This is a genomic window from Pseudomonas bohemica (assembly GCF_002934685.1).
Taxonomy (GTDB): Bacteria; Pseudomonadota; Gammaproteobacteria; order Pseudomonadales; family Pseudomonadaceae; genus Aquipseudomonas; species Aquipseudomonas bohemica.
Window position 1 is genome coordinate 1 of sequence record NZ_NKHL01000080.1, and the last position, 23,252, is coordinate 23,252.

18 protein-coding genes are annotated in these 23,252 nt (G+C 60.7%); 8 read left to right on the forward strand and 10 right to left on the reverse strand.

Translation table 11 applies throughout. The features are described 5' to 3' along the window. Positions 1-414 precede the first annotated feature (414 nt). On the reverse strand, positions 415-900 hold the full coding sequence (locus tag CE491_RS03860; protein WP_110947038.1) for an REP-associated tyrosine transposase: 486 nt from the start codon (positions 898-900) through the stop codon (positions 415-417). A gap of 778 nt (positions 901-1,678) precedes the next feature. Continuing rightward, complete coding sequence (locus CE491_RS03865) at positions 1,679-2,014, reverse strand: hypothetical protein (protein WP_110947039.1); 336 nt, start codon at positions 2,012-2,014, stop codon at positions 1,679-1,681. Positions 2,015-2,121: 107 nt separating this feature from the next. On the opposite strand from CE491_RS03865, the gene CE491_RS30150 reads away from it, so the two are divergent. Together CE491_RS30150 and CE491_RS03870 are read left to right on the forward strand one after the other, a co-directional pair. Further along, the gene (locus CE491_RS30150) at positions 2,122-2,349 is read left to right on the forward strand and encodes a hypothetical protein (protein ID WP_199884978.1); all 228 of its coding nucleotides are present in this window, start codon (positions 2,122-2,124) and stop codon (positions 2,347-2,349) included. Positions 2,350-2,487: 138 nt separating this feature from the next. Further along, positions 2,488-3,450 carry an aldo/keto reductase gene (locus CE491_RS03870; RefSeq protein WP_110947040.1) on the forward strand — a complete coding sequence of 321 codons (963 nt, stop codon included), beginning with the start codon at positions 2,488-2,490 and terminating at the stop codon, positions 3,448-3,450. A 212-nt stretch (positions 3,451-3,662) separates the two neighbouring features. On the opposite strand, the gene CE491_RS03875 is transcribed toward CE491_RS03870, so the two are convergent. The 4 genes from CE491_RS03875 to CE491_RS03890 all read right to left on the reverse strand — a co-directional run bounded on the left by CE491_RS03875 (position 3,663) and on the right by CE491_RS03890 (position 8,037). Next, positions 3,663-4,976 carry an MFS transporter gene (locus CE491_RS03875; protein WP_110947041.1) on the reverse strand — a complete coding sequence of 438 codons (1,314 nt, stop codon included), beginning with the start codon at positions 4,974-4,976 and terminating at the stop codon, positions 3,663-3,665. A gap of 358 nt (positions 4,977-5,334) precedes the next feature. Continuing rightward, entirely contained in the window at positions 5,335-5,967 is a 633-nt protein-coding gene (locus CE491_RS03880) for an N-carbamoylsarcosine amidohydrolase (protein WP_110947042.1), read from the reverse strand. Positions 5,968-6,055: 88 nt separating this feature from the next. Beyond that, positions 6,056-6,874, reverse strand: coding sequence for an alpha/beta fold hydrolase (locus CE491_RS03885; protein ID WP_110947043.1), 819 nt, complete (start codon positions 6,872-6,874; stop codon positions 6,056-6,058). Beyond that, positions 6,871-8,037, reverse strand: coding sequence for an FAD-dependent monooxygenase (locus tag CE491_RS03890; RefSeq protein ID WP_110947044.1), 1,167 nt, complete (start codon positions 8,035-8,037; stop codon positions 6,871-6,873). Before CE491_RS03890 ends, CE491_RS03885 begins: the two co-directional genes overlap by 4 nt. A 339-nt stretch (positions 8,038-8,376) precedes the next feature. Here CE491_RS03890 and CE491_RS03895 point away from each other — a divergent pair, with 339 nt between their 5' ends. From CE491_RS03895 to CE491_RS03910, 4 genes are all read left to right on the forward strand, one after another. Beyond that, positions 8,377-9,426, forward strand: coding sequence for a 2,5-dihydroxypyridine 5,6-dioxygenase (locus CE491_RS03895; RefSeq protein WP_110947045.1), 1,050 nt, complete (start codon positions 8,377-8,379; stop codon positions 9,424-9,426). Positions 9,427-9,661: 235 nt separating this feature from the next. Continuing rightward, positions 9,662-10,096 (forward strand): MarR family winged helix-turn-helix transcriptional regulator, encoded by a 435-nt coding sequence (locus CE491_RS03900; protein ID WP_110947046.1) that lies wholly within the window; start codon positions 9,662-9,664, stop codon positions 10,094-10,096. Positions 10,097-10,337: 241 nt separating this feature from the next. Beyond that, positions 10,338-10,826: a (2Fe-2S)-binding protein gene (locus CE491_RS03905; protein WP_110947047.1), complete on the forward strand. Its 489-nt coding sequence runs from the start codon at positions 10,338-10,340 to the stop codon at positions 10,824-10,826. A 26-nt stretch (positions 10,827-10,852) separates the two neighbouring features. Further along, positions 10,853-14,446, forward strand: a complete 3,594-nt coding sequence (locus CE491_RS03910; protein ID WP_407681324.1) for a molybdopterin cofactor-binding domain-containing protein — start codon at positions 10,853-10,855, stop codon at positions 14,444-14,446. Positions 14,447-14,656: 210 nt separating this feature from the next. On the opposite strand, the gene CE491_RS03915 is transcribed toward CE491_RS03910, so the two are convergent. The 4 genes from CE491_RS03915 to CE491_RS03930 all read right to left on the reverse strand — a co-directional run bounded on the left by CE491_RS03915 (position 14,657) and on the right by CE491_RS03930 (position 20,314). Then, the gene (locus tag CE491_RS03915; RefSeq protein WP_110947048.1) at positions 14,657-15,316 is read right to left on the reverse strand and encodes a TetR family transcriptional regulator; all 660 of its coding nucleotides are present in this window, start codon (positions 15,314-15,316) and stop codon (positions 14,657-14,659) included. 5 nt (positions 15,317-15,321) lie between these two features. Beyond that, positions 15,322-16,665: a CDP-diacylglycerol--serine O-phosphatidyltransferase gene (gene pssA / locus CE491_RS03920; protein ID WP_110947049.1), complete on the reverse strand. Its 1,344-nt coding sequence runs from the start codon at positions 16,663-16,665 to the stop codon at positions 15,322-15,324. 224 nt (positions 16,666-16,889) lie between these two features. Next, complete coding sequence (locus CE491_RS03925; protein WP_110947050.1) at positions 16,890-19,085, reverse strand: TonB-dependent receptor; 2,196 nt, start codon at positions 19,083-19,085, stop codon at positions 16,890-16,892. Between the two features lie 224 nt (positions 19,086-19,309). Then, on the reverse strand, positions 19,310-20,314 hold the full coding sequence (locus tag CE491_RS03930; protein WP_110947051.1) for an NADP-dependent oxidoreductase: 1,005 nt from the start codon (positions 20,312-20,314) through the stop codon (positions 19,310-19,312). 246 nt (positions 20,315-20,560) lie between these two features. Here CE491_RS03930 and CE491_RS03935 point away from each other — a divergent pair, with 246 nt between their 5' ends. Then, positions 20,561-21,322: an SDR family oxidoreductase gene (locus tag CE491_RS03935; protein WP_110947052.1), complete on the forward strand. Its 762-nt coding sequence runs from the start codon at positions 20,561-20,563 to the stop codon at positions 21,320-21,322. A gap of 321 nt (positions 21,323-21,643) precedes the next feature. Then, positions 21,644-23,116, forward strand: a complete 1,473-nt coding sequence (locus tag CE491_RS03945; RefSeq protein WP_110947054.1) for a mechanosensitive ion channel domain-containing protein — start codon at positions 21,644-21,646, stop codon at positions 23,114-23,116. The last annotated feature ends 136 nt before the right edge of the window (positions 23,117-23,252 follow it).

Consider the following 23,252-nt stretch of genomic DNA (forward strand, 5'->3'; position numbering starts at 1 on the left):
CTGGCCCTTTCGTGAGCAAGCTCACTCCTACAGGATCCGGGTTTGACACGAAGCCTGCGAAACGGCGACCTGGATTCTGGTATTAGGCCTGCAGGTTGCCTCCAATCCGTGGGAGTGAGCTTGCTCACGAAGGCTGAGTTTCAGGCGCAAAGATGCGCCGAATGTACTGGCCCTTTCGTGAGCAAGCTCACTCCTACAGGATCCGGGTTTGACACGAAGCCTGCGAAACGGCGATCTGGATTCTGGTAGTAGGCCTGCAGGTCGCCTCCAATCCGTGGGAGTGAGCTTGCTCACGAAGACTGCTTGATGGCCGAAGCAGGTTGACGCCTGGACTGGCCCTTTCGTGAGCAAGCTCACTCCCACAAGGTCCGGATTTGGCAGCGACTTTTTGGGCAGATCGGTGGGCGTCAATCATCATGACAATACTTCCTGATTCCGGCGATCTAGCCATATGGTGTCCCACAGCGGGTAGTCACCGACACACTTGACCAGTCCTGCCCTTACAGGATTGGCAATGATATAGCGTGCAAACTCGCGCAGGTCTTCTTCATACCGGACGGCTTTGTCATGGTAACCCCATTGCCAAAACCGACCTTGTCTGCCCGTGACCCGGTTGACCGCAATTGCTGTTTTCGATTTAACCCGCTGCACGACCGCTGATAGCGATCCAGCGCGCAACTCGACCAACCAGTGAAAATGGTCTGGCATCACCACCCATGCAAGGGAATTGGCGAGTCCTGCCATTTGCACATCCCTGAGTTCACCGACCAACAATCTCCCCAAGCGCCAATCCACAAAATCTGTGCTCCTCTTATCAAGCCTTGATGTAACGAGGTAGATTCTGCCCGGCTCCGAAAATCGCCCGGTGCGCAGGTTGCATGAGTGCGATCTCCTAGCCATCTCCAATTCCTCTCGCAGTAGTGAGGAATGAATTTAGCCAGCGGCCTTGAGGGGGGAGAGGACGTGTATTACGCGATTTTTCGGGGGAGGGTCATAGCGCCTGTTGGGGCGCTTTCACAAGCCAGCTTAACTTCCACAAGATGTATCTGCACTGGACTTGGGGCTGGCCTTTTCGTGAGCAAGCTCACTCCTACAAGGTCCGGGTTTGGCACGGAGCCTGCGAAACGGCGGCCAGGATTCTTGCAGTAGGCCTGCAGGTTGACTTGAACCCGTGGGAGTGAGCTTGCTCACGAAGGCTGCTTGATGGCCGAAGCAGGTTGGCGTCTGGGCTGGCCCTTTCGTGAGCAAGCTCACTCCTACAGGATCCGGGTTTGACACGAAGCCTGCGAAACGGCGACCTGGATTCTGGTAGTAGGCCTGCAGGTTGCCTCCAATCCGTGGGAGTGAGCTTGCTCACGAAGGCTGCCTGGTGGCCGAAGGAGGTTGGCGTCTGGGCTGGCCCTTTCGTGAGCAAGCTCACTCCTACAGGATCCGAGCTTGGCACGGAGCCGGCGAAACAGCGGCCTGGATTCTTGCGGTAGGCCTGTAGATGGACTCCGATCGCGTGGGAGTGAGCTTGCTCACGAAGGCTGCCTGGTGGCCGAAGCAGTTATTAGCGCCTGGAGACGAGAGCGTATTCGTCGAACAAGTTCACGACCCTGTAGCGCCCGCCTTGCCGACGGTAGCGGTTCTTCCGACGCCACTGCCGCCAAGCCGTGCTGCTACGGGCGTCGGGCCATCAACCCGTCGACGCATGCCCGTCCCCCACTTCCGCCGGGTAGAACTCGCCCTCCACACCGAGCACCTGCAAGCGGTCTCGCACTTCATTTTCGATTTCCAGCACCTGGTCGGGGTTGTCGATGTCGTCGACTACCAGCCACACACCCTTGAGATTTTGATCATGGGTGCCCTCGCTCATCATGTCGTGGGTGAAGGCCAAATCCGAGCGCCACAGGCACAGTTCGTCCTCTTTATGGTCACTGTCGGCCAGCGCCAGCGCCGAGGTCAGCCAAACTTCCTTGTAGGGCCGCAGATCGGCTTCGGCGAGTTCTTGCTGAGTGATCACTGTCTTCATTTCATTGGCTCCATGGTCAGTGCTTAAAGTGTGACGCGCGGCTGGCCGTGAGCGTTCCCGGGATCTTGGTCCGTCAGACGAAATGGTCGTTGAACCGAGGCCGGCGTTTGACGGTCGATCAATCATTGTCCGATCGGGAGACCCGCCATTTGTCACGCTGGTGGCCCTTCGCGATGGCGCCGGGGCTGCGCCGGGGCGTGGAGTCCGCCAGCGTGCGGCCGGGATGTGAGGTGTTGTGGACGGTGGTCAACCGCGCAGAAAAATACACATCCAGGAACATCGTTGAAACCTTGGTCTATCGCGGCGGCGACGCGGCCACGACCGTTTGTCAGTAGGGCTTTCGACGCGGTGCGCAGGGAGTGCCCTGCTGGCGCTGTTGGTCGTGCCATTCACCGGGCTCTGGAGTTGGCGGTCGGTTTGGCTGGCCGAACGTCAGGAAGAGACAAACGCGACGCCGACAGTGGGAGAACGCCATGACCGACCCAACGCTCTTCACCCGCAGACGATTACTCGCGGTCGCAGCCGGAGCCTCCGCGGCACTGGCACTTGGTTTCGCGTTGGCGGGCGTGAGTCCGCCACCAATATCTGCCATTCCTGGCAAGAGAGGAGACCGAAAGATGCTCACTCGAACTATTCCTTCCAGCGGCGAAGCCCTGCCGATGATTGGCATCGGCACCTATCGCGGTTTCAACGTTGCTCCAGGCAGCGATGAATACAAACTGCTGCCGCAAGTCCTCGATGAGTTGTTTCTGGCCGGTGGCACGCTGATCGACAGCTCGCCCATGTACGGCCGCGCCGAGCAGAGCACCGGGGAGCTGCTGTCGATCCACCAGCCGCGCTCCCCGGCATTTTTGGCGACCAAGGTCTGGACCCATGGCAAAAAAGCGGGCATCGCCCAGATGGAAGACTCTTTTCGGCTGCTGCAGACCGACCGCATCGACCTGATGCAGATCCACAATCTGCTGGACTGGAAAACCCACCTGCCGACCTTGCGTCAGTGGAAAGAGCAGGGGCGCATTCGTTACGTCGGCGTCACTCATTACACCTCATCGGCCTACGACGAAGTGGAAGCGGTGCTCAAGGCCGAGGCGCTGGATTTTCTACAGATCAACTACGCGCTGGATGACCGCGCGGTGGAGTCGCGGTTGCTGCCGTTGTGTCGGGAACGTGGTGTGGCGGTCATCTGCAATCGGCCGTTCGGCGGCGGAGGCCTGCTCGGGCGTCTGCGCGACAAACCGCTGCCGGGTTGGGCTGGGGAAGTACAGGCGAGCAGTTGGGCGCAGCTGGCGCTGAAGTTTCTAATCTCCCACCCGGCAGTGACCTGCGCGATTCCAGGAACAGGCAATCCGAAGTACATGAAGGAAAATGCCGCGGCCGCGGTGGGGCCGTTGTTGACCGATGCCCAGCGTCAGCAGTTGATTGCGCTGGTGGGATGAGGGAGGGACAGCAGCGCTTGCCCTATAGCGGCAAGGCTTGCCGCTATAGCTGTTCTTGACGCCGCCACCGCAGGCAAGCGTGCTGCCAGGGCCAGGGCGCAGGTTTCCAGAAGCGCCTACCTGAGTGGCTTTCCGTGATTGTTATGCGCAGCCACCCTGGCGACTCCCACGATCTACGACCAGAAGCCAGACCGTGGCAGCCTTGCGTTTGTTTACCGATTCACCAACTTCGCCGGCAACGCCACCACCAACAGGCTGCTGAGCACCAGGCACCCGGCGAAGAACCACAGTGCGCCCGCGCTGCTGCCGGTGACGTCGATCGCAATGCCCATCATCGAGTTGCTGACCAAACCGGCGATGTTCGCCAGTGAGCACGCCAATGCAAAACCGGTTGCTGCGGCGCGGCCTTTGAGGAAGGTCGCCGGCAGGCTGAAAAAAACCGGCACCGCGCCGATGATCGCCGCCGAAGCGATGGCGAACAGCACCACGGTCGCCACCACGTTATGGGTGAAGAACGGGCTGGCTGCCATGGCCAGGGCACCGATCCAGAACGGCACGATGATGTGCCAGCGACGCTCACGGCGACGGTCGGAACTGGCGCCGATCATCAACATGCCGATCAGCGCGGCAACGCTCGGTAATGCCGTCAGCACACCGATGTGAAAGGTGTCGGTGACCCCGGCGTTCTTGATGAAGGTCGGCATCCAGAAACCCATCGCGTAGGCGCTGAGCAGGATCGAGAAGTCGATACCGCCGAGCATCCAGACCTTCAAGTTGAAGAAACCGTCGCGGAAGCTGTGCTTGCTGTCCTTGCCTTCGGCATCATCCAGGCGCAGCTCACCTTCGAGCAGGGACTGTTCGGTGCTGTTGAGCCACTTGGCGTCTTTCGGTGCGTTCGGCAACGCCCAGAAGGTCAGCACGCCGAGCAATACGCTGGGGACGCCTTCGATCAGGAACAGCCACTGCCAGCCGCGCAACCCGGCCGCCTGATCGAAATGGCCCATGATCCAGCCCGACAGAGGGCCGCCAATCACGCTGGACAGCGGCAGGCCGATCATGAACAGCGCGATGATGCGGCCGCGACGGTAGGTCGGGAACCAGGTGGTCAGGTAGAACAGCACCCCCGGCAGGAAACCCGCTTCGGCAGCGCCGAGAAAAAAACGCAGCACGTAAAACTGCATGGGCGTGCTGACGAACAGCGTACAGGCCGAGAGCAGGCCCCAGGTGATCATGATCCGAGCGATCCAGATTTTCGCCCCGACTTTCTCCAGCACCAGGTTGCTCGGCACTTCGAACAGGATGTAGCCGACAAAAAACAGCCCGGCACCGAGACCGAAGGCGGTTTCGCTGAAGTGCAGCTGGTCGAGCATCTGCAGTTTGGCGAAGCCGATGTTGATGCGGTCCAGGTACGCAGCCAGGTAGCAGAAACACAGGAACGGAATGAGCTTCCAGGTGATCTTGTGGTAGAGCGCTTTGATCGGGTCGGCGGCATCTGCCGCGACGGTTTCTACATTCGCAGAGGGCATGGGTGTCTCCTGGCGGTTCTTCGACCGGTAAGCGCAACTGCGGCTGATCTTGCCCGCGTTTGCTGCGTTCTCATACGGCCCGTTATGGTTTTTGTTTGCCGCGCATCAAGTACTTTGGCAAGCACCGGATGGCGACTTCCAAAGGCAGTGTCAGAAGACTGGACAGTGTCTCGCCGATCCATGGCAAAACCTGTCCAGTCAATGCGTAATCCGGGTTGCGTGACCAAGGCTCTATGGCCCGGTTCTCGTGGCTGATGGTGCTGTAGGAGCGCGCTTGCCCGTGATGGCGTCGTGTCATTCGATACAGACGTCACAGAGACACTCCAATCGCGGGCAAGCGCGCTCCTACAGGGGGGCGTTATTTCTGGAACTGAGCAATAGCCTCCTGCTTGCTCACTACATCCCCATACTTGCTGTCGATATCGAACAGGTTCGCCTCGTGGGGCGCGGGGTGGCGGTCGCCGACGCACTCGCGTACGACGATGGTGCGAAAACCGTGCTGCACTGCGTCCACCGCTGTCGCACGAATGCAACCGCTGGTGGAGCAGCCGGCCAACACCACGGTATCGATGCCTTGCGCATGCAGCATCGAGGCAAGCGAAGTGCCGAAGAACGAGCTGGCGTATTGCTTGCTGATGACGACTTCTTCCGGCGCTGGCAACACTTCTTCACAGAAGGCCGCCAGCGGGTTGCCTTCCACCATGTCCTTCATCACCGGCGCCTTCTTCACCCAGATGCCGCCGTCGGCGAAATGTGTCGGGTGATAGCGGATGTTGGTGTGCACCACAAGGATGCCATGTTGCCGCGCACTGGCCAGCAGCTCGACACTCTCGGCCACGGCGCTGACCACACCCGGCGCGAACAACGGCGCGCCGGGTTGGGTATAGCCCTGCATGAAATCGATCATCAGCAGCGCCGGTTTTTGCCCGAAGCCAATGCGATTGCCCCAGACACCCTGATAGTTGGCGTCGGCGCTTTGGTGTTCACTCATTGTGGTTTCCTCTTCAAAGACGATAGATGCGGGGCGCTGGACCTGTAGGCGCGGGCCAAGCCGCGCTTCCACAGAGAAAGGTGTCGTCTCACGTCAAAGGCGTGCCGAGGAAATCGCCGAACGCCGCGAAGAATCCTGGCAGGTTGTCCCATGGAATCATGTGTCCAGCGTCTTCCACACGGGCGATCTGAATCTGCGGTTGCAGCTGTCGGATCTCGGCTTCGTCTTCTGCCTGAATCACCCCGCCACGGGTGGCGACGATGAGCAGGGCAGGGACCGGCAGGTTCGGCAGGTCCTGATGGAAATCCACCTCATGAAAGTCATTGAAAGCGCGCACGATGGCCGGCTCGAAGCAGGTGTGCAGCCATTCGGCGCGCAGCTGCAGTTGCTCCTCGGTCCAGGTCGGGCAGAAGGCGCGCATGTCGTGCGCGCTCATGCCGTTTTGCGCCTGACGAATCGAATCGACATACCACGGCAATTTCGACGGGTACTCGCGACGACCGGGACCGGACACGGGCGGGTCAATCAGCACCAGGCTTTTCAGGCCCCGTGGATTGCGCACCGATGTCCGGACAGCGAAGCGTGCGCCCATGGAGTGGCCCACCAGGTGATAGCTGCCGATACCCATGGCAGCGGCAAAGGCGCTGATGTCATCGGCACAGGTGTCGACGCTGTAGTCCAGATCCGGCCCGGTGGAGGACAGGCCGCGCCCGCGGGCATCGAGCACATAGGTGTCGAAATACTGACCCAGACGTTCCGCGACGAAGCCCCAGGTGATAGCTGGGCTGGTGATGCCAGGAATCAGGATCAGCGCCGGTTTGTCGGCATGTTTGGTCCCGCCGTAGCGCAGGTAATGCTGGCGAATGCCATTGGCTGCCACGTTGCCGCCATGAATGAAAGTCGTCACGCGGCCACCCCCGATTTCAGCTGTTGGGCATAGAGGTCATAGCCGTAGACCCAGGCCGGGTCTTCCTGGGTGCGCAGCCAGGTGTTGGCGTTGGAGACGGCCTGCACGCGGGAGGCACGCTCCTTGCGGTTGGCTTCATAGAGTTCGAAAGCGGTGCGGTATTCGGTCAGCCCTGTTTCCTGCAGGCAGCGGGTCAACATCGCGGCGTCTTCGATGGCCATGCCCGCGCCCTGGGCCATGTGCGGTTTCATCGGATGGCAGGCGTCGCCGAGCAGTACCAGACGGCCGCGGCTCCACAGTGGGAGCGGGTTGCGGTTGAGCAGTGGCCATTTGGTCACGCTCTCGGTCGACTCGATCAGCGCCTGCACGGTGGGGTGATAACCGGCGAAGGCTTCGTACATCTCTTCCTGGCTGCTGTCGACCCAGTTGCCCTGGAAATCCCATGCCGCGTGAGGCACGCCGGTGACGTAGTAGTACTCATCGCGCTTGCCAGTGGTGTGGTAGACCATCATGTGCCGGTCCTCGCTCCACCATTTCACGCAGTTCTCGAAGTCCAGGTTGTATTTGGTCAGCACTTCGCTGCGGATCAAGGCGCGGTGGGCGACCCAGCCGCTGTACAGCGGCTCTTCCTGACCCAGCAATTCTTCGCGGATTTTCGAGTTGATGCCATCGGCGCCGATCACGATGTCAGCGTCGGCGTAGGTGCCGTCGGCGAAGTTCAGGCGTACGCCGTTGTCGCGTTCTTCAAGGGTGGTCAGGCATTTGCTGAAGTGCACGCTGCCAGGGGCCAGGGTCGACATCTGCAACGCATGCAGGTCGCCGCGGTGCACGGTGATGTACGCCGCGCCGTATTCCTTGAGCGAAAACTCACCCAATGCGATGCGCGACAGGTAATCGCCGGTGGCGCCGTCGCGACTGAACCAGAAGTCCGGGTGCGAACCCATGTCGCTCAGCTGTTGCTCGATGCCCATGCGGCGAAAGATTTTCATGATGTTGGGACCCATGTGGATCCCCGCGCCGATGCGCGAAAACTCCGGGGCCTGCTCATAGACGTCGACCTTGAAACCGGCCTGTTGCAGCAACGTGGCAGCGGCAGCGCCACCCAGACCGGCTCCGACGATGGCGATTTTTTGCGAGGTTGGCGTAGCTGAGGTAATGGGCATGGCGCGCTTCCTTCGTGTCTCGTGAATCTGATGAATGTGTGACGAATCATGATCGTCGCTGTGGTGCGTTTTTAGAGTGTATACGCTCAAATTTTAGAATGTGAACTGGTATTTCAAAAAACACGCCAAGAGGTCGCAAATAGGCATGTCACCCTTTGTAACCCTATAAATATGCGGTATGTGAGTATAAGTAACCAAGTGGCGCGGCTATTGCAGACAGCTACAATTTGATGTCTTATCGCTTTTATTAGTGTGTACGCTTTAAAAAATGCACTAGTGTGAAGCGTGATGCCTTTCAATGGTGCATTCCGCCCACGCGGGATGACGAGGAGACAAGAGATGCCGGTTAGCGATTGCGAATTGACCCAGATGTTCGAGCACGTGCTGAAACTGTCGAAAGTCGACACCACCCAGAGCGTCGCGGTGCTCAAGAGCCATTATTCCGATGCGCGCACCGTGCGTGCCGCGATGGACGCCGCGCAGCGCCTGGGCGCCAAGGTGTACGCGGTGGAACTGCCGTCGTTCAATCATCCCAAGGCCATGGGCAACGACATGACGGCCTACTGCGGTGACACCGCGTTGACCGGCAACATTGCCGCTCAACGTGCGCTGGAAGCCGCGGACCTGATCGTCGATACCATGATGCTGCTGCACTCGCCTGAGCAGGAGCAGATCCTCAAGACCGGTACGCGCATTCTGCTGGCGGTCGAGCCGCCGGAAGTGCTGGCGCGCATGCTGCCCACCGTGGCCGACAAAGAGCGGGTACTGGCCGCCGACCAGGTATTGAAGGCGGCGCGTTCGATTCATGTGAAGTCCCGTGCCGGCAGCGATTTCCGCGCCCAATTGGGGCAGTATCCTTCGGTCACCGAGTATGGTTTCGCTGATGAGCCGGGGCGTTGGGACCACTGGCCCAGCGGCTTTCTGTTCTCCTGGCCGAACGAGGAAACCGCCGAGGGCACGCTGGTCATCGATGTCGGCGATATCTTGCTGCCGTTCAAGACCTACTCCCGCGAGCAGATCACGCTGGAGATCGAAAAAGGCTTCATCACCAGGATTCACGGCGGTTTCGAGGCCCAATACCTGCGCGATTACATGAAGTATTTCAACGACCCTGAGGTGTATGGCATCTCCCATATCGGCTGGGGCCTGCAACCGCGTGCGCAGTGGACCGCCATGGGCCTGCACGACAAGAACGACGGCATGTGCATGGACGCCCGGGCGTTCTATGGCAACTTCCTGTTCTCCACCGGGCCGAACACCGAAGTGGGCGGCACCCGCAAGACGCCGTGCCATCTGGATATTCCGCTCAGGCACTGCGATATCTATCTGGATGACCAGGCCGTGGTGCTGGGCGGGGATGTGGTGGCGCCGCAGGCTTCGAAAGCCTGAGGCGGTTTTGCTTCAGGCCCAGATCAAAACCGTGGGAGAGTGAGCTTGCTCATGAAGGCGTCGTGTCAGTCAGCCCCTCAGGCACTGAACGATTGCATTTCGTGAGCAAGCTCACTCCCACGGTCTGTAATCCCCTCGACGGAAGTTCCCCTCAACCTGCGCAAGCGTTAATGTACCCACCACTCTCTCCAGCCCGCCGAACGAGCCATCCGTGTCCACCGATAAACCTTCTAACATGCCCGCGTCCTACACTTTTTCCGAGCAGGTCGGCCATTTGCTGCGCAAGGCTTACCAGCGCCATTTGGCGATCTTTCAGCAGAATGTCGGCGACTCGCAGCTCACGGCGGTGCAATTCGTCACCCTCTGCGCGTTGCGCGATCATGGGCCCAGTTCGCAGACCGAACTGGTCAAGGCCACGGCGGTGGACCAGGCGACCATTCGTGGCATCGTCGACCGCCTCAAGGCGCGCGACCTGATCAGCCTGGACCCCGACCCGCAGGATCGGCGCAAGGTCATTTGCAGCCTGACCGACAGCGGCCTGCAACTGGTGCAGGAAACCGTACCCCGTGCCGCACAGATCAGCGAGATTACCCTGGGCAAATTGAACCCCGCCGAACGCGTGGCGGTGCTGTATTTGCTGCGTAAGTTGATTGACGAGCCTGAAGAGTAAGTCTTCCAGCCCACACCCTCATGGCAAGAGCGCCCGCGAAGATTGAGGCTCAGTCGCCGAAAAAATCCATTGAATGTACCGACCTCTTCGCGGGCAAGCGCGCTCCTGCCGCCGCTCATCGACCGCGAAGACCCTCTTTTCCTACAACTCATTCTCCACTGGCACGCTTCCTGCTCTCTTTTCATGAAGTAATCACTTCACCAAAAGCCCGAGACGGTTGGTAACAGATGGGGAATGCAAAATGAGCGAACAGCGGGAGACGGGCGAAAAGACCGTGACGCTACAGGTCAATGGTCGAACCTCATCCGTCACGGCCATGGCGGACACGCCTTTGCTATTGATCCTGCGCAACGACTTGCAGCTCAACGGCCCCAAATACGGCTGCGGCCTGGGAGAGTGCGGTGCTTGCACGGTGATCATCGACGGGGTAGCGGCACGTTCCTGCGTGTTCCCGCTGGCCGGTGCCGAAGGCCGTGACATCACCACGCTGGAGGGCATCGGCTCCCGCGAGTGCCCGCACCCGGTGCAGCAGGCGTTCATCGACGAGCAGGCCGCGCAATGCGGCTACTGCATGAACGGCATGATCATGACTGCCAAGGCCTTGCTCGACCGCGACCCGCACCCCACCGAAGCGCAGATCCGCAACGAACTCTCGGCCAATCTCTGCCGCTGCGGCACTCACATCGAAATTCTTCGCGCGGTCATGCGGGCCGCCCGTCATCAGCTTTGAACGGAGCGACTCTTTTGACAGCGCCAATGACACCTCCCCTGACAAAGCCCACGCCCACTCGCGATCATCTGCTGGCCAAAAACGGCGTGCTGCTGATCGTCGATGATATTCTGCCGCCGTCCGGCCCGGTCGCCAAAGGAGGCACGCCCACGGTCAAGCCCAAGGAGCTGGGGCTGTTCATCGCCGTCGATCAGGACAACACCGTCTACGCCTTCAACGGTCACGTGGACCTTGGCACCGGCATTCGTACCTCGCTTGCCCAGATCGTCGCTGAAGAGCTCGATCTGCAGATGGATCAGGTCACCATGGTCCTCGGCGACACCGAGCGCGCGCCGAATCAGGGCGCGACCATCGCCAGCGCCACCTTGCAGATTTCCGCAATCCCGCTGCGTAATGCCGCCGCCGAAGCGCGCCGCTATCTGTTGCAGGCGGCGGCGCAACGCTGGGAGATCGACCCGGAAACGCTGGTGATCGAAAGTGGGGTGATCAAGGCGCAGGACGGCCGAAGCTGTCGGTTCGGCGAACTGCTCGTCGATCAGCACATCGAACTGCGGATTTCCGGAGCAGCACCGCTTAAACGGCTGGAAGACTACAAGCTGGTGGGAACCGTCGCCGCGCGGGTCGACATTCCGGGCAAGGCCACCGGGGAATTGACCTACGTTCACGACATGCGTCTGCCGGACATGCTCCACGGTCGAGTGATTCGTCCGCCGTACGCCGGCTACGACACGGGCGAGTTCGTTGGCACCAGTCTGCTGGAGGTCGATGAATCGTCCATCGCCCATATCCCCGGCATCGTCCGTGTGGTGGTGATTCGCGACTTCATCGGCGTGGTGGCCATGCGTGAGGAACAGGCGGCCAAGGCGGCGAAGGAACTGAAGGTGACCTGGAAGCCCTGGCAGCATCAATTGCCGGACATGAGCGATGTCGAGCAGGCCATTCGCGACAACCCCAAGGTGCAGCGCGTGGTGCTGGACAAGGGCAACGTCGACGAAGCATTGGCCGGCGCCAGCGAACGGATGACCCGCACTTATCTTTGGCCCTACCAGATCCACGGCTCCATCGGACCCTCCTGTGGGCTTGCAGACTACCGCGAAGACGGCATCCGGGTCTGGTCCGGCACGCAGAACCCACACATGTTGCGGGCGGATCTGGCATGGTTGCTGGAATGTCCTGAAGAGCAGATCGAAATCATCCGTATGGAAGCGGCCGGTTGTTACGGCCGCAATTGCGCCGATGACGTATGCGCCGATGCGGTCTTGCTTTCAAGGGCGGTTGGTCTGCCGGTTCGCGTGCAACTGACCCGCGAGCAGGAGCACGCCTGGGAGCCCAAGGGCACGGCACAATTGATGGAAGTCGATGGCGGTCTCACTGCCGAAGGCGGCGTAGCCGGGTACGACTTCACCACCAGCTACCCCTCCAACAATTCGCCAACCCTGGCTTTGTTGCTGACCGGGCGAGTGGACCCTGTGGCGGTGATGTTCGAAATGGGCGACCGCACCTCGATCCCGCCCTACGACATCGAGCACATGCGCGTGACCATCAACGACATGGCGCCGATCGTGCGCGCGTCGTGGATGCGTGGCGTGTCGGCGCTGCCCAACACCTTCGCCCACGAGTCCTACATCGATGAACTGGCCTTCGCGGCGGGCGTCGATCCGGTGGAGTACCGCCTGCGCTATCTGCACGATGACCGCGCTTCGGAACTGGTCAAGGCCACTGCGGCCCGTGCCGAGTGGTCGCCGCGCACCCAACCGATGCAGATCCCGGAAGAAGACGGTGTGCTGCGCGGTCGCGGTTTCGCCTATGCGCGCTATATCCACAGCAAGTTTCCCGGCTTTGGTGCGGCGTGGGCAGCGTGGGTCGCGGATGTCGCGGTGGACAAGCACACCGGTGATGTCTCGGTGACGAGGGTGGTGATCGGCCATGACGCGGGGATGATGGTCAATCCGGCCGGCGTGCAGCATCAGATTCATGGCAACGTGATTCAGTCCACCAGCCGCGTGCTCAAGGAACGGGTCACGTTCGAGGAATCGACCATCGCCAGCAAGGAGTGGGGCGGTTATCCGATCCTGACCTTCCCGGAGGTGCCCAAGGTCGACGTTATGATGATGCCGCGCCAGGCCGAACCGCCGATGGGCGCTGGGGAGTCGGCGTCGGTGCCCAGTGCGGCGGCCATCGCAAATGCTATTTATGACGCCACCGGCATCCGTTTCCGCGAGCTGCCGATCACTGCCGAGCGTGTATTGGCGGCACTGAAAAACGCGGGGGACGAGGCCAACGGCAATCCTCCCGAATCGCCAAAAGCCAAGCGCTCGAAATGGCTGTTCGGTTCGCTGTTCGCGGCGTTCGGTGCGGTGTTGGGGATGGCCGCCACCGCGTTGCCCTGGCGCGCGGAGATTGCCCCGATTACGCCGCCGAGTTCGGGCATCTGGTCGGCCGCGACACTGGAACGCGGTCGGCTGCTGGCATCGGCGGGCGATTGCGCGGTATGCCATACGGCGCCGGGCGGGGTTAGCAACGCCGGTGGCCTGGCGATGCAGACGCCGTTCGGCACCTTATATAGCAGCAACATCACGCCGGATCCCGATACCGGCATCGGCAATTGGTCGTATCCGGCGTTCGAACGGGCAATGCGCGACGGCATCAGTCGCGATGGCAAACATCTTTATCCGGCATTTCCCTACACGGCTTTTCGGAACATCGACGATGCCGACATGCAGGCGCTGTACGCGTACTTGATGTCGCAAACGCCGGTAAAGCAGGTACAGCCGGCCAACGACATGCAGTTCCCATTCAACATGCGGCCTTTGATGGCGGGCTGGAACGCGCTGTTTCTGCGCAAGGGTGAGGTGCAGGCGCAGCCACAGCAAAGCGCGCAATGGAATCGCGGGCAGTATCTGGTCAACGGCCTGGGGCACTGCGCGGCCTGCCATTCGCCGCGCAACCTGATGGGCGCGGAGAAGGGCGGCGCAGCGTTTCTGGCCGGCGGCATGGTCGATGGCTGGGAGGCGCCCGCGCTCAACAGCCTGTCGAAATCGCCGACGCCGTGGACCGAGGATCAGTTGTTCAATTACCTGAGCACCGGCTATTCCGATGCTCATGGCGTGGCGGCAGGACCGATGGGACCGGTGGTATCGGAGCTGGCGAAGCTGCCGAAAACCGATGTGCGGGCGATGGCGGTGTACCTGGCGTCGTTGAATGGCTCGGCTGAAACGGCCCCGGTGGAGGCTTCAGCGTCCGCGACCAAGCTTATGCCGCAACCGAGCGTTTCGGCCCAGGCGCTGAGCAATGGTCAGCGGGTATTCGAGGGTTCTTGTCAGGGCTGCCACGCCGATGGTCTGGGGCCGAAATTGTTTGGCGTAAGTCCGTCACTGGCGAGCAACACCAACGTGCACAGCGCACTGCCGGACAACTTGATCAAGGTGATTCAGCAGGGCATTTCCAATCCCGCGACGCGGGATCTGGGGTACATGCCGGGGTTCAAGGACAGCTTGTCGGATACGCAGATCAGTGACCTGGCGGCGTACCTGCGCAGCCGTTTTGCGCCGAATGAACCACAGTGGACGGGGTTGCAGGAGAAGGTGGCGTATTTGAAAGCGAATCCGGGTACTCACTGACCACATCGCTGCTTCTGTCGAAGGCGTAGGAGGCTGGCTTGCCAACGATTGGCCGGGAACCGGTCATAAAATCTGAGCACTCGGTGTAACAGATTCACCGCAGACTCAGGTTTTGCTACTGCTTCGCAGCAGATCGTCGGCAAGCCACACTCCCACGCCCTCCGGGCAGAAGCAGATCGGTGTGAGCTTGCCAATGCGGTGAGAGCAGAATCAGGCCTCGGCGAATGTTTCTGGCAGCACCATCACCCCCCGCACTACCAGATCCTGAATGAACGCCAGCCAGTCTCGCCGCTGGCGCTGGCCGCCCAGGTCCTGCCCGAGAAACGAGGTGAGGGTGTGCAGATTGGAGTTATAGAAGTAGCAGAGCGACGCGATCATCAGGTAGACGTGCTCAAGGTCAACATCGTGGCGAAACATGCCCTGTTGCTGACCGGCTTCGATGATCGGCCTCAGCACACCCACCGCTTCCCCCGACAGGCGCCGCAGCTCGCTTGATTGTTTGGCGTGCTTGCCCTTGTGCAGGTTCTCAATGCTCAGGATCGCGACGAATTCCGGGTGCGTGACGTAGTAGTCCCAGACGAACGCCACCAGCTGACGCAGCGTTTGGACTGGCGTCGAAGGGTCCAGTTGCAGCGTGCTTTCGGCCTGATTGAAGCGCTCGTAAGTGTGCTCCAGCACCTTAACGAACAGCTTCTCCTTGCTGCCGAAGTAGTAGTAGATCATCCGGTCGTTGGACTCGGCCTCGGCTGAAATCCTTTCTATGCGCCCGCCCGAATAACCGTCGCGGGTGAAGACCGTGATCGCTGCCTGGAGTATGCGCGCGCGGGTCTCTTCGGCTTGTTGCGCGCGGATGCCGGTGTTCTTGCTCATGGCGCTCAGAGAATCCGGTAGAGCAGGCGCTCGACGCGCACTCGGCTGACCCTGCGCAGAAAGGTGCGCACGCCAATGGGGTATTCGGTCAAGGTGTCGAGCTCGTCGAATTTACCCACGCGATGGGTGTTGCGCATTAGCAGATCGATTTCCTCGGCCCGGGGTTTGAGCCATTCGCCCTTGGGGTCATCGATCAATACCGCGTTTTCCAGATCGAGCTGGAAGGCGCGCGGGTTGAGGTTGTTGCCCGTGAGCACCGTGTAGCGCTCGTCCGACCACAAGCCCTTGAGGTGGAAGGTGTTGTCGGCGTCTTTCCACAGGTGGATGTTCAGCTCGTGTTTGGCGACAGCGTTCTGATGCTTCTGCATGAAACGGCGCAGGCTGATTTCGTACAGATATGGCAGCGCGGAAATGACCTTGAACGGTTCCTGCGGCGGGATGAAGAAGTCGTTGGCCGTCTTGTCGCCGATGATGATGTCGATCTTCACGCCGCGCTTGAGTGCGCGGTTGATTTCGCGTTTGACCACCAGCGGCATGTTGAAATACGGCGTACACAGCGTCAGTTGATGGCGGGTCGCAGCGATCAGCTCGCAGAGCACCTTACTCAGGATGTTCTTGTTGCCGATGCCCAGCAACGGGACGATGCGCAATTGGCCGTTCTCAGCAACCGCTTCGTTCACGTCGTAGCTGGCGCGCTTGAGGCGATGGCGGAACTGACGGATTTCGCCGCGAATGCTGCGAGAGCCTGGCGGGGAGGGCAGATCGAGACGATGCACGGCGTCGGAGGGCAGGATTTGTTCCTGCACCAGACGCTGGAACGAGTCGGCCAGCGCCTTGTTTTCCAGCAACTGATAGCGATCGAGGCGGTATTTGCCCAGCTTGTGCAGGTAGACATTGTTGATGCTGGCGCCGGTGTAGAGTACGCAGTCGTCAATGACGCTGCCTTTGAGGTGCAACACACCGAACAGCTCGCGGGTCTGCACGGGCACACCGTAGATCGGCACCTCCTGATCGTGCTCCAGGTTCTGCGCCTGATACCACGCCGAGTTGCCCGCCTGCTTGCCCGCGCCGATCAGCCCGCGCTGGGCCCGGAACCAGTCTACGAGTATTACGATGTCCAGCTCGGGCCGGGCGGCCTTGGCGGCATACAGCGCATCGAGGATTTCCTGCCCGGCTTCGTCCTGTTGCAGATACAGCGCGACGATGTAGATGCGCTGCGTCGCCGAAGCGATCTTCTCGAGCAGCGTGCGGCGATAGTCGGCAGCGCTCGGCAAAATGGTGATCGCGGCACTGGACGATTCGAAACCGCGCAGCGCTGCAAGGGTAGAACGTCTGAAGGGAGCCCGCATAAGCCTCTCGAAGGGTCGAATCAACAGCGCACGAGCTTACACCAGAGTGCGCCCTGTGGTGCTTTTGGCAGCGTGATCGCAGACTTGTTCAGCGAATCTACAGCCAATGGAACGCGGGCAGGGCGCGCGCCGCAGATGGGGCGGCGCCTGTTGACTCTGTGGAGCGGGCAAGCTCACTCCACAGGTCGTCACACACAATGATATTTCGCCGTTTTAGCTCTGGATCAGAAATCAACCGTGCCGGAGAACTTCACCAGCCGCGGATCGCCCTGGGTCAGGTAACCGCCATTGGCCGACGCCCAGTAATCCTTGTTGGCGATGTTCTCGACGTTCACCCGCAGGGTCACATCCTTGTCCGCGACCTTGAAGCCGTAACGCGCGCCTGCGTCGAAGCGGTTCCAGCTCGGCAAGCTCAGGTTATTGGCCTGATCGGCATATTGCCCGCCAGTGCGCAGGAAGCGCGCGTTCAACGCCACGCCTTGCAGTCCCGGCACGTCCCAGTCGACGCTGGCGTTCATCAGGAAAGTTGGTACACCGATGGCGTGGTTGCCATCCGTTGTTCCTCCGGCGGTATCTTCAAGTTTGGATTCCAGGCGAGTCGCGCCGCCCAGCAGCCGCAGACCGTCGAGCGGTTCGCCGTAGACGCTGAATTCGACGCCGCGGTTAATCTGCTTGCCATCGCGCAGGAACAGATTGGTCGCCGCATCGGTGAAGCCGTCGGTGGGTTTCTCGATACGGAATGCCGCCAGATTTGCGCCAAAGGATCCCATATCCAACTTGATCCCCGCTTCCAACTGCTTGGTGCGGCCGGGCGGGAAGGATTGACCAGCGTTGAGCACCACGGTACTGGCAGTCGGGCCCTGAGCCAGACCTTCGATGCGGTTGGCGTACAGGGAAACGGTATCGGTCGGCTTGTAGACGATGCCATACACCGGCGTGGTGATCGACTCGTCATACAGCGCGCTGCGGCTGCCGTCGCTGTTGCCGTAAGACTCGCCACCTGAGGTCGTGCCTTCATAGGTGTAGTTTTCAACGCGCAGTTGTTGACGGCGAACGCCGTAGGTCAGCAGTAGCGTGTCGTCGAACAAGCCGAAGGTGTCGGATACCGCCAGGCTGCGATTACGGGTTTTACCCGTGACGCCCGGATCGCCCAGGTCACCACCGGTGAGCGATACGGCGGTCGGCCGGCTCAGGCTTGGGGTGTTATAGATGTTGGTCGCGCGGGCGCGGAAAAACTCGTAAGCATTCTCTTGCTGGGTCCAGATGCTCGACGCGCCAATACTGATCTGATGGCTGATCGGCCCGGTTTGCAGCCTGCCGTTCAGACCCGCCATGACGCTGGCGTTGTCTTCGTTGTGCGGGATGATGGAGCCTGCGATGGTGCCTGCACCTGTCGCGGCGTTGGTCAGCGTCGGGGTTCCGTAGAGGCCCGTTTCGCGGGTGTGCTTGCCACCGCCCGCCAGATAGGCCGTCCAGCTGTCCCCCAGATCCCACTCGCCACGCATCATGCCGAACGTGTCTTCGGTTTCGGTGTAGCTCCAGTTCTGGCCATAGTTATGGTCGGCGTCCGGCGCATGGGGGATGCTGGTCAGCCCGGCACCCAGTTGCACCGAGTTGCGCAAATGGTTGACGCGCTCTTTCTGGTAGCCGAAATCGGTTGACAGGCGGAAGGTATCGCCACGGTAATCCAGCCCGCCAATGAACAGCTTGCTGCGTTGGTCCTGATCGTCGACGGCAGTTTCACCTTCGCGTTGGCTCAGGTTTACCCGCGCACCGAAGCGGTTGTCCTCGCCAAAACGCTGGCCCAGATCCAGGTGTTCGCCGATGCGTCCGTCAGTGCTGATGTCCTGGGTGTAGCGACGGGTCGGCGTGTCCTGCGCGCGCTTGGGTTGCAGGTTAACGCTGCCGCCCAAGCCGGTGCCGGTCGGGCTGGCACCGTTGATGAAAGCATTGGGGCCTTTGAACACTTCCACCCGCTCAATGGCATCGACCGAGAGAATCTGCCGAGGCAGAACGCCGTACAAGCCGTTGTAGGAAATATCATCGCCACTGAGGGGCAAGCCGCGTATTACGAACACTTGCGACTGGTTGCCGTAACCTGCCGACTCACGCACCGACGGGTCGTTGAGCAAGACATCGCCGACGTTCTCGGCCTGCTGATCCTCGATCAGTTTCGAGGTGTAGCTGGTCATGGTGAACGGCACGCTCATGTTGTCCTGATTGCCCAGCACTCCCATCTGACCGCCGCGCGCTACCTGACCGCCGGTGAATGCTTCAGGCAAATCACTCGGGGTTTGTTTGATGGCCTGGGCATCCACGGCGGTGGCGCCAAGTTCGATGGCCTGTTCGGCATAAGCGCTGACACTGACCGAGCAGCAAAGGGCCAACAAGGTTGGGCGAGAGGAGAGGCGGATGGCCATCGGGAAAGCTTCCTGTAGATGTCTGGTCTGCGAAAAAGCCTCCCTGGCAATGCGAATTTTATCGGCGCAGATGCTATCAGGAACTGATTGCGAATTGTTATCACTTACTACGCAATTTTTTACATTTCTTTCACATCTTGGTTTTTGCCTCTTCGCGTGTGTTTTTGTAGCCGCACTTGAGATCGCTGCCGCTGACAATCCGTGCTGCTCCAGGGCGGTGTGGCCTACACCTTCAACACCAACTTGCCGTTGTTCTCACCCTTGAACAGCATCTGCAAGGTTTCCGGGAACGTCTCCAGGCCTTCGACTATGTGCTCTTTGCTCTTGAGCTTGCCTTGGGCGAGCCAGCCGGCTATTTCCGCGCCCGCTTTGGCGAAGTTTTCGGCATGGTCCATGACCACGAAGCCTTCCATGCGCGCCCGATTGACCAGCAGCGACAGGTAGTTGGCAGGGCCTTTGATGGCTTCCTTGTTGTTGTATTGGCTGATCGCGCCGCAGATCACCACCCGCGCCTTGGGTGCAAGACGCGTGAGCACAGCGTCAAGAATGTCGCCGCCAACATTATCGAAATACACATCCACGCCTTTCGGGCATTCGCGTTTCAGCGCTGCATGGAGGTCTTCGTTCTTGTAGTCGATCGCGCCGTCGAAGCCGAACTCATCGAGCAGCGCCTGGGATTTCTCCTTGCCCCCGGCAATGCCGATTACACGGCAGCCTTTGATCTTGGCAATCTGCCCGGCGATGCTGCCTACGGCGCCCGCTGCCCCCGAAATCACCACCGTATCGCCTGCTTTCGGCTGGCCGATTTCCAGCAGTGCGAAATACGCCGACATGCCGGTCATACCCAGCGCCGCCAGATACACCGGCAATGGCAGCCGTTTCGGATCAACCTTGTGAAAGCCATTGAGCTCGCCGACGAAATAGTCCTGAACCCCGAGCATGCCCTGAACGTAGTCACCGACTGCGATGGTGGGGTTCTGCGATTCGATGACTTTGCCCACGCCCAACGCGCGCATCACCTCACCCAGCCCGACCGGCGCGATGTAGGACTTGCCCTCGTTCATCCAGCCACGCATGGCCGGGTCGAGCGAGAGGTATTCGTTTTTCACCAGCACCTGACCCGCAGCGAGCTCGGCCACCGGGACGGTCTTAAAGGTAAAGTCATCGCGGCTCGCCGGGCCGACCGGGCGACGGGCCAGCAGAAATTGGCGATTGTTCAGAGCAGTCATGGCTGTTTCCTGATCGAAAGGGAAACGCGAGTGATAGACGCGCAACGACGTCCTCGCAAGCAAAGCCGTTTCAGCGAATGCGCGCCGATCCATTCTGATGATGCGCACCGCTCACTGCATCACTGCCACGCATGATCGCGTAACCGGGCCTTTGATAGTGCTGACTCGCCGCTGGACTGCATGCCTAAACTGCCTGGCAACGGGCCCCATGCCTTCCCTATAAAAAGCACAAGACAGGACGATTTCATGAGCATGACTTTTACCGGACAGGTTGCCCTCGTGACCGGCGCCGCGGCGGGTATCGGTCGCGCGACAGCGCTGGCCTTTGCCAGACAGGGGCTGAAGGTGGTGGCAGTAGATCTGGACAGCGATGGCGGGGAACGCACGGCCGAGCTGATTCGTCAGGCCGGTGGCGAGGCGCTGTTCCTGCGCTGCGACGTCACCCGAGAGGCCGAAGTGCAGCAGATGATGCTCAAGGCCGTCGAGGCGTTTGGCCGGGTCGACTATGCATTCAACAACGCCGGGATCGAGATCGAGAAGGGCCGCCTGGCCGAAGGCAGCGAGGCAGAATTCGATGCGATCATGGGCGTGAACGTCAAAGGCGTCTGGCTGTGCATGAAGTATCAGCTGCCGGTGATGCTGGCCCAGGGCGCAGGCGCGATCGTCAACACCGCGTCGGTGGCAGGATTGGGCGCGGCGCCGAAGATGAGCATCTATGCAGCCTCCAAGCATGCAGTGATCGGCCTGACCAAATCGGCAGCGATCGAGTACGCCAAGAAGCACATTCGGGTCAACGCAGTATGTCCTGCGGTGATCGACACTGACATGTTCCGCCGCGCTCACGAAGCCGACCCGCGCAAAGCCGAATTCGCCGCGACCATGCATCCGGTGGGACGCATCGGCAAGGTCGAGGAAATCGCCAGCGCCGTGTTGTACCTGTGCAGCGATGGCGCGGCCTTCACCACCGGGCATTCACTGGCGGTGGATGGTGGGGTGACGGCGTTCTGATTTAGGGCGGAAGCCGTTTCAAACATCCAGCGTCTTGAGCAACATCCTGCCGGTATTGAGCAACTGGGCCGCAAGCGCTTCGTCCGTCACCGCGCGTGACGATTCGATCGCGGCCACTGGCGTGTACATGGCCTGTGCGCGCTTTTTCGCAGGTCGCTTGCTGCAGTTCAGCGCAGTGATGAATGCCGGTTCGTTCAGAGGCCGCAGGCTTGAGTGATGCTTGCGCTGTCGCCTACTCCGGGACGCACGAGCGTTGGCGAGATCCATCCTTGCACGGTATTCAGCTAAGCTGCAGGGGCTGTTCACCTTCAGGGAGCACCGATGGAGCACTTGTGGTTCGCTTACCCGTTAATCAGCGCGTCCGTGCTGATGATTATCGATTTGGTGCTCTGGCAGTGGCTGCACCCCAGGCTGCTGCGGCGCAAGCTGGTCTGCCGACTGGTGCTGTTCGTACTGTTCAGCATGGCGTTGCTCGACGGCGGCTTGAGCCCTTTGTATCCGGTGCCTGCGGATTGGCCCGTCGCCCGGCATGTGCTGGCGACGATTCTGACCATTGTCTGGTGGCTGTTCGGCGCGCGGACCCTGACCGTGCTGGTCGTGGTGGTGATGGAGCCACGCATTGGCGGCAAGGGCCATCTGCTGCAGGACGTGATGGGCGCGATCATCTTTCTCGTGGCTGCCGTGGCCGCTGCCGGCTATGTGCTGGATCTGCCGGTCAAGGGCCTGCTGGCGACCTCGGGCGCAGTGGCGATCATCCTCGGCCTGGCGGTGCAGAGCACGCTGGGCGACGTATTTTCCGGCATCGTGCTCAACGCCACCAAACCATTCCGGGTCGATGACTGGATTCGCGTGGACGACATCGAAGGCAAGGTCATCGAGATCGACTGGCGCTCCACCCATTTATTGACCGCCGAAGGCAGTATGGCGGTGATCCCCAACGCCATGGCGGCCAAGACTCGCATCGTCAATTTCAGCCGCCCCGACCACTTTCATTCCGTCAGCCTGAGTATCGAACTGTCGACCCGGTTGCGTCCAAGTCTGGTGCTCGATTCGCTGGATAAGGCGATTCTGGGTTGCCGGGAATTGCTGGCACAGCCCAAGGCGTCGGCCACGGTGGTGAAGTCAGGGTTGCGCAGCGTCGAGTACGAAGTTACGGGTTACGTGAAGTCCCGCGATCGCCGCTCGGCGGTGCGCAACCAACTGTACGACCTCATCCACCGCCAGCTGGCCGCCACCGAAACCCGTCTGGATCAGTCGCGCCCGACCACTCGGCAGTCGGCACTGCTCAATACGGTCGGCGTACTGCGCATGCTCAGCGACGAAGACCGCAACCAGCTCGAACAACACATGCGTCTGGGGGCTTATGCGGCCAAGGATGTAGTACTGGCCGAAGGCGTTTTGCCTGATGCGCTGTACATCATCGAATCCGGCGTGTTGTCGGTCTCGATTCAACGCCTCGACAGCTGGATTGAAATAGGACGCATGGGGCCAGGCGAACTGTTTGGCGAGAGCGGTTTCGTCGACGGGACGCCGGCGCTGGGCCGTTTCTGCGCCTACACCGATTGCATGATCTACCGCATCGACAAGGCTGATCTGGAACCCTGGTTGCAAGACCACAGCGAGCTGCTCGGGGCGCTTGCCGGACTTAGCAGGTTCCGCACCAAGGCGCGGGCCGCGGTGCTGGAAACCAAGCCGGTACTCGCTGACCCGAGCGGCTTCATGGGTTGGCTGCGCAAGAATGTCACACGCTTTCAAGTCAGTCGTTTGCCAGGACCGAATGACAAGATGAGCTGATTATTCCCACGGTCATGACGTCGGATTCGTGGCCCAATTCAGTAAAAACTCGCGAGGCGCGACGCTAGCTGCCTCTGGATTCAACGCAGGGAGTGCTCTACATTGCCCGTTCATTCGAAAGCCAGCCGAGTTGTTG